At 58.7% G+C, this 14375-nt stretch carries 17 protein-coding genes and 1 tRNA gene; 1 reads left to right on the top strand and 17 read right to left on the bottom strand.

Annotation, left to right across the window (positions count from 1 at the left end):
• Nucleotides 1-60: 60 nt before the first annotated feature.
• The 17 genes from JBE38_RS16820 to JBE38_RS16740 all read right to left on the bottom strand — a co-directional run bounded on the left by JBE38_RS16820 (nt 61) and on the right by JBE38_RS16740 (nt 13300).
• Nucleotides 61-136, bottom strand: a tRNA-Lys gene (locus JBE38_RS16820).
• Nucleotides 137-351: 215 nt separating this feature from the next.
• Nucleotides 352-999 carry a 7-carboxy-7-deazaguanine synthase QueE gene (gene queE / locus JBE38_RS16815; protein WP_104994690.1) on the bottom strand — a complete coding sequence of 216 codons (648 nt, stop codon included), beginning with the start codon at nt 997-999 and terminating at the stop codon, nt 352-354.
• A 164-nt stretch (nt 1000-1163) separates the two neighbouring features.
• On the bottom strand, nt 1164-2000 hold the full coding sequence (gene ybgF, locus JBE38_RS16810; RefSeq protein WP_060754184.1) for a tol-pal system protein YbgF: 837 nt from the start codon (nt 1998-2000) through the stop codon (nt 1164-1166).
• Nucleotides 2001-2006: 6 nt separating this feature from the next.
• Nucleotides 2007-2507, bottom strand: coding sequence for a peptidoglycan-associated lipoprotein Pal (gene pal, locus JBE38_RS16805; RefSeq protein WP_003209827.1), 501 nt, complete (start codon nt 2505-2507; stop codon nt 2007-2009).
• 55 nt (nt 2508-2562) lie between these two features.
• Nucleotides 2563-3843, bottom strand: a complete 1281-nt coding sequence (gene tolB, locus JBE38_RS16800) for a Tol-Pal system beta propeller repeat protein TolB (RefSeq protein WP_060754185.1) — start codon at nt 3841-3843, stop codon at nt 2563-2565.
• A gap of 17 nt (nt 3844-3860) precedes the next feature.
• Entirely contained in the window at nt 3861-4934 is a 1074-nt protein-coding gene (gene tolA / locus JBE38_RS16795; protein WP_090368866.1) for a cell envelope integrity protein TolA, read from the bottom strand.
• A complete protein-coding gene (gene tolR / locus JBE38_RS16790) occupies nt 4934-5386 on the bottom strand; it encodes a protein TolR (protein WP_161549410.1) in 453 nt (150 codons plus the stop codon). The genes tolA and tolR overlap by 1 nt, the downstream gene beginning before the upstream one ends.
• A 23-nt stretch (nt 5387-5409) precedes the next feature.
• The gene (gene tolQ, locus JBE38_RS16785; RefSeq protein ID WP_060754188.1) at nt 5410-6105 is read right to left on the bottom strand and encodes a protein TolQ; all 696 of its coding nucleotides are present in this window, start codon (nt 6103-6105) and stop codon (nt 5410-5412) included.
• Between the two features lies 1 nt (nt 6106).
• Nucleotides 6107-6562, bottom strand: a complete 456-nt coding sequence (gene ybgC, locus JBE38_RS16780; RefSeq protein ID WP_060754189.1) for a tol-pal system-associated acyl-CoA thioesterase — start codon at nt 6560-6562, stop codon at nt 6107-6109.
• 139 nt (nt 6563-6701) lie between these two features.
• A complete protein-coding gene (ruvB, locus tag JBE38_RS16775) occupies nt 6702-7760 on the bottom strand; it encodes a Holliday junction branch migration DNA helicase RuvB (protein WP_090368863.1) in 1059 nt (352 codons plus the stop codon).
• On the bottom strand, nt 7761-8372 hold the full coding sequence (gene ruvA, locus JBE38_RS16770; RefSeq protein ID WP_034128582.1) for a Holliday junction branch migration protein RuvA: 612 nt from the start codon (nt 8370-8372) through the stop codon (nt 7761-7763).
• A gap of 67 nt (nt 8373-8439) precedes the next feature.
• A complete protein-coding gene (ruvC, locus tag JBE38_RS16765; protein WP_025854762.1) occupies nt 8440-8964 on the bottom strand; it encodes a crossover junction endodeoxyribonuclease RuvC in 525 nt (174 codons plus the stop codon).
• 154 nt (nt 8965-9118) lie between these two features.
• A complete protein-coding gene (locus JBE38_RS16760) occupies nt 9119-9865 on the bottom strand; it encodes a YebC/PmpR family DNA-binding transcriptional regulator (RefSeq protein WP_060754191.1) in 747 nt (248 codons plus the stop codon).
• Nucleotides 9866-10015: 150 nt separating this feature from the next.
• Nucleotides 10016-11791: an aspartate--tRNA ligase gene (gene aspS, locus JBE38_RS16755; protein ID WP_060754192.1), complete on the bottom strand. Its 1776-nt coding sequence runs from the start codon at nt 11789-11791 to the stop codon at nt 10016-10018.
• A gap of 107 nt (nt 11792-11898) precedes the next feature.
• Nucleotides 11899-12120, bottom strand: coding sequence for an FmdB family zinc ribbon protein (locus JBE38_RS16750; protein ID WP_010208103.1), 222 nt, complete (start codon nt 12118-12120; stop codon nt 11899-11901).
• Nucleotides 12121-12302: 182 nt separating this feature from the next.
• Nucleotides 12303-12644 (bottom strand): ribbon-helix-helix domain-containing protein, encoded by a 342-nt coding sequence (locus tag JBE38_RS16745; RefSeq protein ID WP_205344704.1) that lies wholly within the window; start codon nt 12642-12644, stop codon nt 12303-12305.
• A gap of 182 nt (nt 12645-12826) precedes the next feature.
• A complete protein-coding gene (locus JBE38_RS16740; RefSeq protein ID WP_090368861.1) occupies nt 12827-13300 on the bottom strand; it encodes a Dps family protein in 474 nt (157 codons plus the stop codon).
• A 428-nt stretch (nt 13301-13728) separates the two neighbouring features.
• Between JBE38_RS16740 and JBE38_RS27820 the strand changes: the two genes are divergently transcribed.
• On the top strand, nt 13729-14331 hold the full coding sequence (locus JBE38_RS27820) for a cold-shock protein (protein WP_090368859.1): 603 nt from the start codon (nt 13729-13731) through the stop codon (nt 14329-14331).
• Nucleotides 14332-14375 lie beyond the last annotated feature (44 nt).

Below are 14375 nucleotides of genomic sequence, written 5' to 3'. Positions count from 1 at the left end.
AAAAAAAACCCGGAAATCCTCACTTTCGTGGGCCTTCCGGATTTTCTAAACCGCCAAATATGGTGGGTCGTGTGGGATTCGAACCTACGACCAATTGGTTAAAAGCCAACTGCTCTACCAACTGAGCTAACGACCCGCTGTGTGGTGGCGCGTATAATACTGATTTTTAAGGACTATTCAACACTTTATTTAAAATAAATCAGAAATAATGCGTTGGGTGCGTAATTCCGGCCGTTTTGACGCCGTCGGCACGCCGTCGGCAGGCGTTCTATTCCCACAAGCACGGCCGGCATCATCAGGCCGGTAGCAGGATGACCGCGCCCTTTTTGATAAGCAGAGCGACCAACCCTGTCAGCGACCTGGTTCGTCGTTCCACAGGTATTTATGCAACTGCAACTGCAGGCGCACCGGCAGGTTATCGGCCACGACCCAGTCAGCCAGATCACGGGCGTTCAAGTCATGGTGGCTTGGCGAAAACAGCACCTCGCCCGCCCGACGCTCCAGGCCGTATTGAATCAGCTTGGAGGTCGCCCAGTCATAATCCTCACGGGAGCAGATCACGAACTTGACTTGATCGTTAGGCGTCAGCAGGTCCATGTTCGCGTACAAGTTGCGGTGCGCCTCCTTGGAGCCCGGGGTCTTGAGATCGACCACGCGGCTTACACGCGGGTCAACGGCCGAGATATCCAGGGCGCCACTGGTCTCCAGCGAGACCTCGTAACCGGCATCGCATAGCTGCTTGAGCAAAGGGATAGCATTGGGTTGAGCCAGGGGCTCGCCACCCGTCACACAGACGTAGCGCGGCTTGAAACCCGCAACCTGCTCCAGGATGTCGTCCAGGGTGCGCACCGTGCCGCCACTGAAGGCGTAGGCGCTGTCGCAGTATTGGCAACGCAAAGGGCAGCCGGTCAACCGTACAAATACGGTGGGCAGGCCAGCCGTTCGCGTTTCACCCTGCAAAGAGTAAAAAACTTCGGTAATGCGTAATGTGTCTTGCATAGTCGCCACGGGCGTAACAGCTAAACAGGCTGTCCGCCTCCGTCAGGCACTTCAAGGGATTGCGACAACGCGTCAACCCCAGGAAGCGTGTTTCAATAAAAGGGCGTGGATTCTAACGAAAAAACCCGCGTCAGGCGCGGGTTTCTTCTAAACGGCTGCGTGGCTTACAAGCGTTGCAGATCCCGTTGAGCCAACTGTGCGGCGGAAGTGCCCGGATACTGGGCAACCACCTGCTGCAGAATGCCCTTGACCTTGTCGGCATGACCCAGGCGGCGTTCTACGTCAGCCAGTTTGTACAGCGAATCCGGCACCTTGGCATGCTTGGGGTACAGTTGGCTGACCTTGGCAAATGCCTGGCCCGCTGCTTGTAAATCACCCTTGGCCAGGTTGACCTCGCCCAGCCAGTATTGGGCATTGCCCGCGTATTGGCTGTTCGGATATTTACGCAGGAATGCGGTAAAGGCCTGGCTGGCCTTATCGAAATCCTTGGCCTTGATCAGGTCGAAGGCTGCATCGTAATACAGCTTTTCCTTCGCCGGATCACCCGGTTCACTGCTGGCGGCAGGGGCTTGGCTGGCAGCCGCGGCCCCTGCTGCTGCACCACCGGCGGCAGCGCTTGGCGCGCCACCGGTAGAAGAATTGTCAGGAGTAGCGGCTGGTGTAGCGCCGGCTCCAATGCGTCGATCAAGATCCTGGTAACGCTCAAGGCCTTCTTGCTTCAGCTGGTTCACTTGGTTTTGCAGTACTTCAATGGCGCCTTGTTGCTGCGCAATTTGATCCTGCATGCGTTGCAGCTGGTTGAACAGTTCGCCCTGTGCCGAGGGGGCGGACGTAGCCGCTCCCCCAGCATAGGCGCCGTTTGTGCCATAACCTGCCGGCGGATAACTGCTCCCGCTATTGTTATAGCCAGAGTTGCTATCTTCCACAGGAACCGCAGCCCACACCGCAAGCGGCGCGAGGCTGAGAGCCAATACAGTCAGAGCACGACGGCACGTTCGCATGACGAATTACTTACGCAGTTCGACGCGACGGTTTTGAGCCCAGGACTGCTCGTCGTGGCCAGTAGCAACTGGACGCTCTTTACCGTAGGAAACCAGTTCCAGTTGGCCTGGAGCAACACCTTGCAGTACCAGGTAGCGCTGAACGGCTTTCGCACGACGCTCGCCCAGTGCCATGTTGTACTCACGAGTACCACGTTCGTCAGTGTTACCTTCCAGAACAACGCGAGCGCCGTTAGCTTTCAGGTCCTTGGCGTGAACGTCCAGAGCGCGCATGGCTTCTGGCTTCAGGTCAGAACTGTCGTATTCGAAGTAGAAAGTGGTGATAGCGCGCAGAGCAGCTTCTTCGCTCAGGGAGCCGTCAACTGCACCAGTGTTAGCGCCGTAACCAGCGTTTGGATCAACAGCTGCGCCTTCACCGGCATTGTCGCCGCCTTTAGACGAGCAACCAACGGCTACGGACAGAGCCAGAGCCAGAGCAGCAAACTTACCAAACTTCAGCATTTCCATCGTGAAACTCCTAATGAACCCCAGTGTGTTAAGCAAATCTTTTTGTAGCGCCGCGTCAGTTCAGGTAAGGGGACCAGGATGGTTCTCTGACTTCGCCTTGTGCGGTAGGAAGCGGGAGCCTTACACGTCCATTAATGGACACGAGCATCAAGACTCCCCGGCCCTGCTGGCGGGTGGCGTAGATTACCATGGTGCCGTTGGGCGCAACAGTGGCTGACTCATCAAGGTTGGTATCTGTAAGGATTTTTACGGTTCCGCGCTGCAAATCCTGGGCCGCAACCCGGAAATTAGTGAAACCATCCTGACGGTGAATCATCACCAACGTCTTTTCATCGGCCGAAAGCTTAGGGTTGGCGTTGTAGTTACCGATAAAAGTAACGCGCTCTGCGCCCCCGCCATTCACGTTCGCCTTATAGACCTGTGGCTTGCCGCCACGGTCAGAGGTGAAGTAGATGGTCGAACCATCCTTGCCCCAGAACGGTTCGGTGTTGATGCCAGGGCCTGCGGTCACGCGATTGATCTGGCGCGAAGCCATGTTCATCACGTAGATGTCCGGGTTACCGTCCTTGGACAGTACGAATGCCAGGCGCGAACCATCCGGCGACCAGGCCGGCGCACCATTGAGGCCTTCAAAGTTGGTGATCTGCTCACGACGGCCAGTATCGATGTGCTGGACGAAGATACGCGGACGTTTCTGTTCAAACGACACATAGGCAATACGCTTGCCGTCCGGCGCAAAACGCGGCGACAGGATTGGCTCACGCGATTGCAGCAAGGTCACGGCGCGAGCACCGTCGTAGTCCGAACGCTGCAAGGTATAACGGGTGTTGTCTACCGAGAAACGCTCTGCGGTTACGTACAGCAGGCGTGTCGAGAAAGCACCTTTGATACCGGTGAGCTTTTCAAACGACTGGTCCGAGATGTAGTGAGCCATGTCACGCAGTTGTTCGGCAGTGCCCGAAACGCTGCCGGTCAGGACCTGCTGCTCGGTGGCCACGTTGAACAATGCGTACTGGATCTGCAGGCGACCGCCGGCCGGCGTGATGCTGCCGACCATCAGGTACTGGGCGCCCACGGCCTTCCAGTCGCGGAAGATGACTTCGCTGGCCTGGGTCGGCTGGCTGATCATGTTGCCTTTCGGAATCGGTGCGTAGTAACCGGAATTGCGCAGGTCGTCGCTGACGATCTGGGCCATGTCGTCCGGCAATACGCTGCCGCCCTGCCAGCCAAACGGTACCACCGCGATCGGAGTGGCCCGATCGCTACCGCTGGTGACCAGGATGTTCTTTTCATCCGCCGCCGCTATCCCTGCCATACAGCAAATAACGACAAGCATTCCTCGAAGAAGGTTTCTCACAAGGCTAGATCCTCAGGTGTGAATGTCATCTTGAATGAACGATAGGGAGCGAAGTCGCTTGGTTTCATTCCCTGCATCTCGGTCAACCGGCCAATATTCTTGACTGCGGCAACCGCTGAACTGTCGAACGAACCGTCACCACTGGACTTGGCCACGCTGACCGAAGTCACCGTACCGTCCGGCAACATGCCGATCTGCAGCACTACTGTCATGCCTTTGCGTGCCGAAGGTGGACGTGTCCAGCCTTCTGCTGCCCGTGCCCGAATCAGGTCGTCGAAACTGCCCGCGACGTCATCACCACGTTCATCGGCCAGGGCTTGCTGACGCTGAGGCGTGTCGGAAAGCAAATCTGCCAAGGCCTGGGCCTTTTTCTCTTCGGCGGATTTACGTGCTGCTTCCTGGGCCTTTTTCTTCTGGGCGTCGGCGGCAGCTTTCTTCTTCGCTTCGTCGGCGACTTTCTTCTTCGCCTCGTCTGCTTCAGCTTTTTTCTTGGCGTCTTCGGCGGCTTTCTTCTTCGCGTCTTCGACTATCTTTTTCTTGGCCTCTTCAGCGGCCTTTTTCTTGGCCTCTTCTTCGGCAGCCTTTTTGGCTTCTTCTTCAGATTTCTTCTTGGCTATATCAGCCAATTGTTTCTCTTCGGCCTTTTTCGCTTCGGCAGCTTTCTCGGCTTTCTTGGCTTCATCAGCCTTTTTCGCCTCGTCCGCTTTCTTGGCTTCGTCAGCCTTTTTCGATTCCTCGGCCTTTTGAGCCGCCTCTTCTTTCTTTTGTTCCGCAGCAGCCTTCACCGCTTCCTGCTCGACCTTCTTCTGTTCCATCTGCTCGACTTCAGTCTGGCGCGCAGCCGACTTCTGGGCTTCACCCGCAATCTTCTGATTGGTCTGGGTGGTGGCCTGACTTTTCGATTTCAGCTGATACAGGGTCGCCTGCACGATCGGCTTGGCTGGCGGCAGGTCCGGGGTCATGGCAAAGCTGACGAACAGCATGCCAAACACCAGGACGTGCAGGGCGATTGCCCAGACGCTAGGCCAGAAGTAGCTTTCCGAGGCGGACGGCTCTCGCTGTTGCTGCATCAGGGCGCCTCGGTAATCAAGCCAACGTTACCGACGCCGGCCTTCTGCAGCCCGCCCATGGCACCCATGACGGAGCCGTAGTCGACCGCCTTGTCACCGCGGATGAAGACCTGGGTGTGCTTGCCGCCTTCGTTGCCTGCGCGAATGATCTTGGTCACCGCATCGGTCATCGCCGGCAAGGTCATCGCCTTGTCCTGCTGCTTCTGCGTGTCGACTTCGCTGCCAAGGTTCCAGTAATAGGTCTTGTCGGACTTGATCGAAATGGTCAGCACCTGGGTGTTGTTGTCCTGGGGCAAGGCTTCGCTGGAAACCTTGGGCAGGTCAACCTTCACACCCTGGTTGAGCATCGGCGCGGTCACCATGAAGATCACCAGCAGCACCAGCATCACGTCGATGTAAGGCACCACGTTCATCTCGGCGACCGGCTTGCGCTTGGTTCGAGCTCGAGTGATTAAAGCCATCGGGAAGTACCTGCTTATTCTTCGCTGGTGTGCACTTTACGGTGCAGGATCGCCTGGAACTCGTCGGCGAAGGTGTAGTAACGGCCAATCAGGTTTTCGCCGCGAGCGGCAAAACGGTTGTAGGCGATTACTGCGGGGATGGCAGCGAACAGGCCGATCGCGGTGGCGACCAGGGCTTCGGCGATACCCGGGGCCACGGTCGCCAGGGTCGCTTGCTGCGCCTGGGCCAGACCACGGAAGGAGTTCATGATCCCCCATACGGTACCGAACAGGCCGATGTACGGGCTGACGGAACCTACGGTGGCGAGGAACGGCAGGCTTTGCTCCAGCTTCTCTTCTTCGCGGGAGATAGCGACGCGCATGGCACGGGCCACGCCTTCCATCACCGCTTCCGGGTCAACACCTGGCTGCTGGCGCAGACGGGAGAACTCCTTGAAACCGGCGCGGAAGATCTGCTCGACGCCGGAGTCCGGGTCCGGGTTGCTGCCGGCCTGGCGGTACAGTTTGGACAGGTCGATACCCGACCAGAAGCGCTCTTCAAAGCTCTCCAGGGCACGTCGACCGGCACGCAGCAGGTTGCTGCGCTGAAAAATCATGACCCAAGAGGTAACCGATGCGGCTACCAGGGTCAGCATGACCAGTTGAACCACGACACTGGCATTGCTGACCAGGCTCCACATGGAGGAATGGTCGACGACGGTAGGTTCCACGCTAAATCTCCTGCTTTGATTGTTTACCCGCGCCGCTTACGCCGGCAAAGGCCGCACGTAGAGCTTCGGGAATGGCCCGGGGTTTCAAACTATTGGTGCGCACACAGGCCACCAGGAACTGCCCCTCACAGAGCAGCGTTGCATCCGTAGCCCGCCTGACCTGCTGCTTGAAACGCAGGCTGACACGGTTCAATTCGATTACTTCAGCGCTTACCAGCAGCTCATCGTCCAACCGCGCCGGCGCGTGATAGCGCGCCTCGCTGGAATGCACGACAAACAACAGGTCCTCTCCCGCCAGCTCGGATTGGGCAAAGCCCAGCTCTCGTAGCCGCTCGGTGCGGGCCCGCTCCATGAACTTGAGGTAATTGACGTAATACACGATGCCGCCGGCATCGGTGTCTTCGTAATAAACGCGACAGCGATGTACGAACGACTGATCCCCGTTTTGCGCGCGCATACTCTAGTGCTTACTCCTCAGGTTGCCAATCCGGCTGGGCAACTGTTTTTTCGTTGTCTGAAACATTTCTACTGACTGAATGACGACACCAGCCACTAGGACAGCACAAACCTCGGATAAATCGTCTGGCGTGAAGCTTTTAATCGTCCACTGCATCGAGAAATTCGTCTACTACAGGCATCTCGCCCAATCGTGACGGAATGTTTAGCCCAAAGTGCAAATAGGCATGCCGCGTCACCACTCGCCCTCTTGGCGTACGCATGATGTAACCCTGTTGGATCAGGTACGGCTCGAGTACGTCCTCGATGGTATGACGCTCTTCACTGATCGCAGCCGCCAGGCTGTCCACACCGACCGGGCCACCGTCGAACTTCTCGATCAGGGTCAAGAGTAGACGCCGATCCTGGTGATCGAAGCCATGTTCATCCACATCCAGCAGGTTCAAGGCCAGGTCCGCGACGGCCTTGGTGATATGCCCCTTGGCCCGCACCTCGGCAAAGTCGCGAACCCGGCGCAGCAAGCGGTTGGCAATCCGTGGCGTGCCCCGGGCCCGACGGGCAATTTCAAACGCACCGTCCGGGTCCAGCGGCAAGCCGAGAATGCTCGCCGAACGGCTGACAATGGTCGCCAGATCGGCAGTGCTATAAAACTCCAGACGTTGAACAATGCCGAAACGGTCTCGCAACGGGTTGGTCAGCATGCCGGCGCGCGTGGTCGCCCCCACGAGGGTAAAGGGCGGCAGGTCGAGCTTGATCGAACGTGCGGCCGGGCCTTCGCCGATCATGATATCCAGCTGGAAATCTTCCATGGCCGGGTACAGCACTTCCTCGACAATCGGCGACAACCGATGGATTTCGTCGATAAACAGCACGTCGTGGGGTTCAAGATTGGTCAGCAAGGCCGCCAAGTCACCCGGACGCTCCAGCACGGGCCCCGAGGTCGACTTGATCGACACGCCCATTTCCTGGGCGATGATATTGGCCAACGTGGTTTTACCCAGCCCCGGCGGCCCGAAGATCAGCGTGTGGTCCAGGGACTCAGTGCGCCCGCGTGCAGCCTGGATGAACAGCTCCATTTGCTCGCGCACGGTCGGCTGGCCGATGTATTCGGCCAGGCTCAGGGGGCGAATAGCCCGGTCCTGGACTTCTTCACGGTCACGCGGGCCGGTGGCCGCGATCAGACGATCAGCTTCAATCACTTAAATCATTCCCTTCAGGGCTCGGCGGATCATGTCTTCGGCGCTCAGGTTCTTGTCCTTGATGGCCGACACCGCCTTGCTCGCTTCCTGGGGCTTGTAGCCCAGGGAAATCAGCGCATTGACGGCATCGCTTTCTGCACTGGCGATCTGAGCCGCCGGCATATCTGGCTGGTTCGGCACCAGCGCGAACATGCTCGGTACGACCTCCCAGGCTTTGAAACGATCCTTGAGTTCCACCAGCAGGCGTTCCGCAGTTTTCTTACCGACACCCGGCACCTTGGTCAAGGCCGAGGTGTCCTGGGCCGAAACCGCGCGGACCAACTCGTCCACCTCCAGGCTGGACATCAAGGCCAAGGCAAGTTTGGGCCCCACGCCATTCAGGCGGATCAGCTCGCGGAAGAAGTCGCGGTCGCGCTTGCCGATGAAACCATAGAGTAATTGCGCGTCCTCACGAACCACCAGGTGAGTGTGCAACGTAATCGGCTCGCCGACCGACGGCAGGCGATAGAGGGTGGTCATGGGCACTTCCAGCTCATACCCCAGCCCATTGACGTCCAGAATCAGGTGCGGCGGCTGTTTCTCAGCCAGGGTGCCGCGCAAGCGTCCAATCACGGTTCAGATCCTTAAAGCTTGGGGTCAGATCAAAGCCTGACCGGAAATAACGATTGCGCTGATGCTATCAGAGACGCAGCCGCCCGCCACGACTGCGTGCAGTGCCGAGACCATGGGGCAGCAGACTGGAACGGGTGTGCGCATGGCAAATGGCAATGGCCAGGGCGTCGGAGGCGTCGATTTGCGGTTTGGCGGTGAGCTTGAGCATGTGCATGACCATCATCTGTACTTGCTCTTTATTAGCCGCGCCGGTGCCGACCACGGCCTGCTTAACCTGGGTCGCGGTGTATTCGGCGATCTCCATACCCTCCTCGGCACCGGCGACGATGGCGGCGCCACGGGCCTGGCCGAGCTTCAAGGCTGAGTCGGCATTTTTTGCCATGAACACTTTTTCGATGCCCATCGTCACCGGGCCATAGGTCTGGATGACCTCACGCACGCCGCGATAAACGATCTGCAGGCGCTCGGCCAACTCGCCCGCACCGGTGCGGATACAACCCGAGGCCACATACACGCAGCCACGCGGGGTCTGCTGCACCACGCCAAAACCGGTGATGCGTGAACCGGGGTCGATACCTAGGATTAAAGTCATAACGCCTGCGGGTTGAATAAAACAAATGTTGATACATCAACGTGCCAATGCGGGAGGGGGCTTGCTCTCGATAGCGGGGTGTCAGTTATCCATAAGTCGACTGAACCACCGCTATCGGGAGCAAGCCCCCTCCCACATGGATCTACATCGCCCTTCAGCCTAGCTGTTCGGCGACGGATTCCGGGATGTCCGCGTTGGAATACACGTTCTGTACATCATCCAGGTCTTCAAGCATATCCAGCATCTTCAGCACTTTCTGCGCGCCGTCCAGGTCCAGCTCGGCGCTGGTGGTCGGCAGCATCACGATTTCCGCGTCGGTGCCTTTGAAACCAGCGGCGTCCAAGGCGTTACGCACAGCGTAGAAACTGGCGAACGAGGTGAACACGTCGATGGAGCCATCTTCGTTGGTCACCACATCGTCGGCGTCCGCCTCCATCGCGGCCTCCATCAGCGCATCTTCGTCCGTTCCCGGTGCGAAGCTGATCTGCCCCTTGCGCTCGAACAGGTAGGCCACCGAACCGTCGGTACCGAGGTTACCGCCGCACTTGCTGAATGCGTGGCGCACGGCCGCAGCGGTGCGGTTGCGGTTGTCGGTCATGCACTCGACCATTACCGCCACACCGCCTGGGCCGTAGCCTTCGTAGCTCAGCTCGACCATGTCATCGGTGTCGGCGGCGCCGGCGCCACGGGCCACGGCGCGGTCAATGATGTCACGGCTCATGTTCGCGCCGAGGGCCTTGTCGAGCGCCAGGCGCAAGCGCGGGTTGGAACCCGGATCACCACCGCCCTGACGGGCCGCGACGGTCAGCTCACGAATCCACTTGGTAAAGATCTTGCCCTTCTTGGCATCCTGACGCTCTTTGCGGTGCTTGATGTTCGCCCACTTGGAATGGCCAGCCATAACACAACTCCGAAATTCTGTAGAAACCTTATCAACCCCGCCCCAGGGCGGACTTTTCTTTTTAAAGTGCAGCCCTTGTAACGCAAAGGCGCATCCGAAGATGCGCCTTTTTAGACTGCGTAAACCTCAGTGCGCTTTCACGCAGCGGCCTTACTCAGCCTTCGGCGTCTCACGCAGGCGAATGTGCAGCTCGCGCAGTGCCTTGGCATCCACCACACCCGGCGCCTGGGTCATGACGTCCGCAGCACTCTGGGTTTTCGGGAAGGCAATCACTTCACGGATCGACTGGGCGCCGGTCATCAGCATCACCAGACGGTCCAGGCCGAACGCCAGGCCACCATGGGGCGGCGCGCCGTACTTCAGGGCGTCGAGCAGGAAGCCGAACTTCTCTTCCTGTTCCGCTTCGTTGATGCCCAACAGGCGGAACACCGCTTGCTGCATCTCTTTACGGTGGATACGGATCGAACCGCCGCCCAACTCCGTGCCGTTGAGCACCATGTCGTAGGCACGGGACAGAGCGCCCGCCGGGTTGGCTTCCAGCTCGGCCGGCGAGCACTTCGGCGCGGTGAACGGGTGGTGCAAGGCGCTGAAGCTGCCGTCGTCGTTTTCTTCGAACATCGGGAAGTCAACGACCCACATCGGGGCCCACTCACAGGTCAGCAGGTTCAGGTCATGACCGAGCTTGATACGCAGTGCGCCCAAGGCTTCGCTGACGATCTTGGCCTTGTCGGCCCCGAAGAACACGATGTCGCCGTCGACGGCACCGACGCGATCGAGGATCGCGTTCAGGTTCTCCAGCGGAATGTTTTTCACGATCGGCGATTGCAGGCCATCAACACCGTTGGCGCGCTCGTTGACCTTGATGTAAGCAAGGCCCTTGGCACCGTAGATGCCGACGAACTTGGTGTAGTCGTCGATCTGCTTGCGCGGCATGCTCGCGCCGCCAGGCACGCGCAGGGCGGCAATACGGCATTTTGGATCGTTGGCCGGGCCACTGAACACCTTGAAATCAACTTCTTTGAGTTGATCGGCCACGTCCACCAGTTCCAGCGGGTTACGCAGGTCTGGCTTGTCGGAACCGTAGCGGCGCATGGCTTCTTCGAAGGTCATGTGCGGGAACTCGCCGAACTCCAGGCCCAGCACTTCCTTGAACAGGTTGCGGATCATTTGTTCGGTCAGGCCCATGATCTCTTTTTCATCGAGGAAGCTGGTCTCGATGTCGATCTGGGTGAATTCCGGCTGACGGTCGGCGCGCAGGTCTTCGTCGCGGAAGCATTTGGCGATCTGGTAGTAACGGTCGAAGCCGGCCACCATCAGCAGTTGCTTGAACAACTGCGGCGATTGCGGCAGGGCGAAGAACGAGCCCGCGTGGGTACGGCTAGGCACCAGGTAGTCACGTGCGCCTTCCGGCGTGGCACGGGTCAGGATCGGTGTTTCAACGTCGAGGAAGCCGTTCTCGTCGAGGAAGCGACGGATGCTGGTGGTCATGCGCGAACGCAGGCGCAGCTTCTCGGCCATTTCCGGGCGACGCAGGTCCAGGAAGCGGTAGCGCAGGCGGGTTTCTTCGCCCACGTCGGAGTATTCGTTGAGTGGGAACGGCGGGGTTTCCGCCTCGTTCAACACTTCCAGCTCATAGCCCAGCACTTCAATACCGCCGGACGCCATGTTCTTGTTCACGGCACCAGCCGGACGCAGGCGCACCTTGCCGGTGATCTTCACAACGTATTCGCTGCGCACACGGTCGGCGGCGGCGAAGCTCTCGGCGCGGTCCGGGTCGAACACCACCTGGGCCAGACCATCACGATCACGGATATCGAGGAAGATCACCCCGCCGTGGTCGCGACGACGGTGAACCCATCCGCAAAGGGTGATTTCCTGACCTTCCAGGGTCTCGTTCAGTTGGCCGCAATAGTGGCTGCGCATCATGGTAGTGGTTTCACTTCTCGTAATTCGAAATTCGGTGGAGGCCCGCCTCGTCACCGTACATTAAAGCAGGGGACGGATAATGCAGGAGCCTGCGCGTAGAGTTCAACTCAGTCTGCTTTGTCGCCGCCCGCCAGGTTCTTCTTCGAACCGGTCTTGAAGTCGGTTTCGTACCAGCCGCTGCCACTCAGGCGAAAGCCCGGCATCGACAACATCTTCTTCAGCTCAGGCGCCTGGCAGGCAGGGCAATCGACCAGCGGTGCTGCGCTGATCTTTTGAATGGCTTCCAACTGATGACCACAGGAAGCACATTGATAGTCGTACATGGGCATGGAGATGTCTCGGCGATCAGATCGTTACGGCGCCACGCCTGCTCACTGCTCCATGGAGCACGAAGAAAGCCGGCATGCGCGGCAAAGCGCGGGATTATATCTGGTAAATCGGCACAGCGCAGCCGCCTTTCTGCCCGAAGCCCGGCCCGCCTTGACAGTGGGCCGGCTTCGCTACCGCCAGGCTAATCGGGGGGCATGATGGCAACGCGGCCTTTCAACAGGTGAACCACGCATACCACCCTGACCAGCCCGCTGAAGTTTTTCACCCCCCCATACCGCAAGTGCACTTCCCGATCGACATAGGACAACAATGCACTGACCGAGCAGGCATTGATCCTGGCTATTTCCGTGAGGATATTCCAATAGATCTGTTCAAGCCGCAGGCAGGTGGAAAACCCATTGAGCCTCACCGACCGCGACAGCGGCTTGGCCAGCCCCATGTCGAACCCCTTGGCGAAGGGGTCGACCTTTATCTTGTGAAAACCGCAGGTCTCCATCACTCCCTTACCCATTCCGCGTGACATACACCTGACACTCCATTGCCAAACAGCAGCCCATGGGCTTTTCCCATTGGGCAGTGGGCCTATAAAACAGCAGGACGCGAGGAGCAGCCAGAAGACACGGCGTTGATAATCGTAGGACAACGCCAGGAAGTGCACGGAAACAAGCGGGCAGCGCCAGGAAGGCGCCACCCGGGAATTAACCCTTACTGGTTTTCAAGCAGGGAGCGCAACATCCATGCGGTTTTCTCGTGGACCTGCATGCGCTGGGTCAACAAGTCCGCCGTCGGCTCGTCGCTGACCTTGTCGAGCAATGGGAAGATCCCCCGCGCGGTGCGCGTTACCGCTTCCTGGCCGGCGACCAGTTGCTTGATCATCTCTTCGGCGCTCGGCACACCCTCCTCCTCCTTGATGGAAGAAAGACGGGCGTATATCGAATAAGCACCCGGTGCCGGGAACCCCAGGGCACGGATGCGCTCGGCAATGGAGTCCACCGCCAGCGCCAGTTCGTTGTACTGCTCTTCAAACATCAAGTGCAGCGTACGGAACATGGGGCCGGTGACGTTCCAATGGAAATTGTGGGTTTTCAGATACAACACATAGGTATCGGACAGCAGCCGTGAAAGTCCGTCGACGATGGATTTACGATCGTCTTCACTGATACCAATATCGATTGCCATGTTTTTCCCCTTCAATTGACGAGCATTCATTGATCAGGTGCAGGACCACTCTAGCAAGAGTGCCGGCGGCGTGCAGCCCGCCCTCCCGAGGTGGAGTGCGGCAAATCGTCCCTGTGCGGCTTGTCGGCCCGCGACCGGCAAGCCTTCAGGGAGTAGGAAAATGCCGAAAATGCCGCTCAAAAAACCCGCACCTGTCTAGGACAAGTGTTTGACGCAGAAATGCCCAAGCAGCCGCAACACCCCGAAATGCTTGATTTGAGTAGGCACAGCCTTTGCTGTTAAATAGGTGACGTGGGGCGGCCGTTCATTTCTGCGGCACATCCCATAGGCTGATACCCGCGCACGTGCTCAACGCCTCCCATTGTTCAGAAGCGAACCGTGCCGGTCAGCTCTTCCTTAGTGTTCCGTCTTAACGTGAGTTAATCAAAATGTTGAAAATCGTCCACCTGCTAACGGGCGTTGCAGCGTTGCTGCTGTCGTTTATCCCGAGCCTGCAGCCTGAAAGCCTGCCCTATCTGGAACAACACGATGCCCTGTACCTGGCCTTGTTCGGCCTTCTCAACCTGGCGCTCGCACCGGTAATTCCTTACTGGAACAAAGGCACGCGTCATCAACTGCAAAACCTGGTCAGCGCGCTGCTGGTACTGACCGTTGTCGTTCAAACCCTCACCCTCCTGGCACCGATGCCTGAAGTGGGCGGCCATCCGGCCATCCTGCTCAGCCTGGTGATCGCTGTGGTCGCCATCGTTCTTCACCTGGCCATCAGCTTCTACCGCTCGTCCCCTGCGGCCGCGTCGCAAAACTACGACATGACCAACCGGGATACCGGTACCGTCAAGTGGTTCAACACGTCCAAAGGCTTCGGCTTTATTTCCCGCGATTCGGGCGACGATATTTTCGTCCACTTCCGGGCTATCCGTGGCGAAGGCCATCGCGTCCTGGTCGAAGGCCAGCGCGTGGAGTTCTCTGTCATGAACCGTGACAAAGGCCTGCAAGCCGAAGATGTCATCGCTGCACTGCCGCGTCGCTGACCCCAGCCGGCGCAGCAAAAAAAACCGCGATCCAGCCAAGCTGG

The sequence above is a fragment of the Pseudomonas sp. ICBG1301 genome (assembly GCF_016918385.1).
Taxonomy (GTDB): domain Bacteria; phylum Pseudomonadota; class Gammaproteobacteria; order Pseudomonadales; family Pseudomonadaceae; genus Aquipseudomonas; species Aquipseudomonas palleroniana.
Note: the sequence above shows the minus strand (reverse complement) of the source record. Positions and strands in the feature narration are given on the sequence as shown.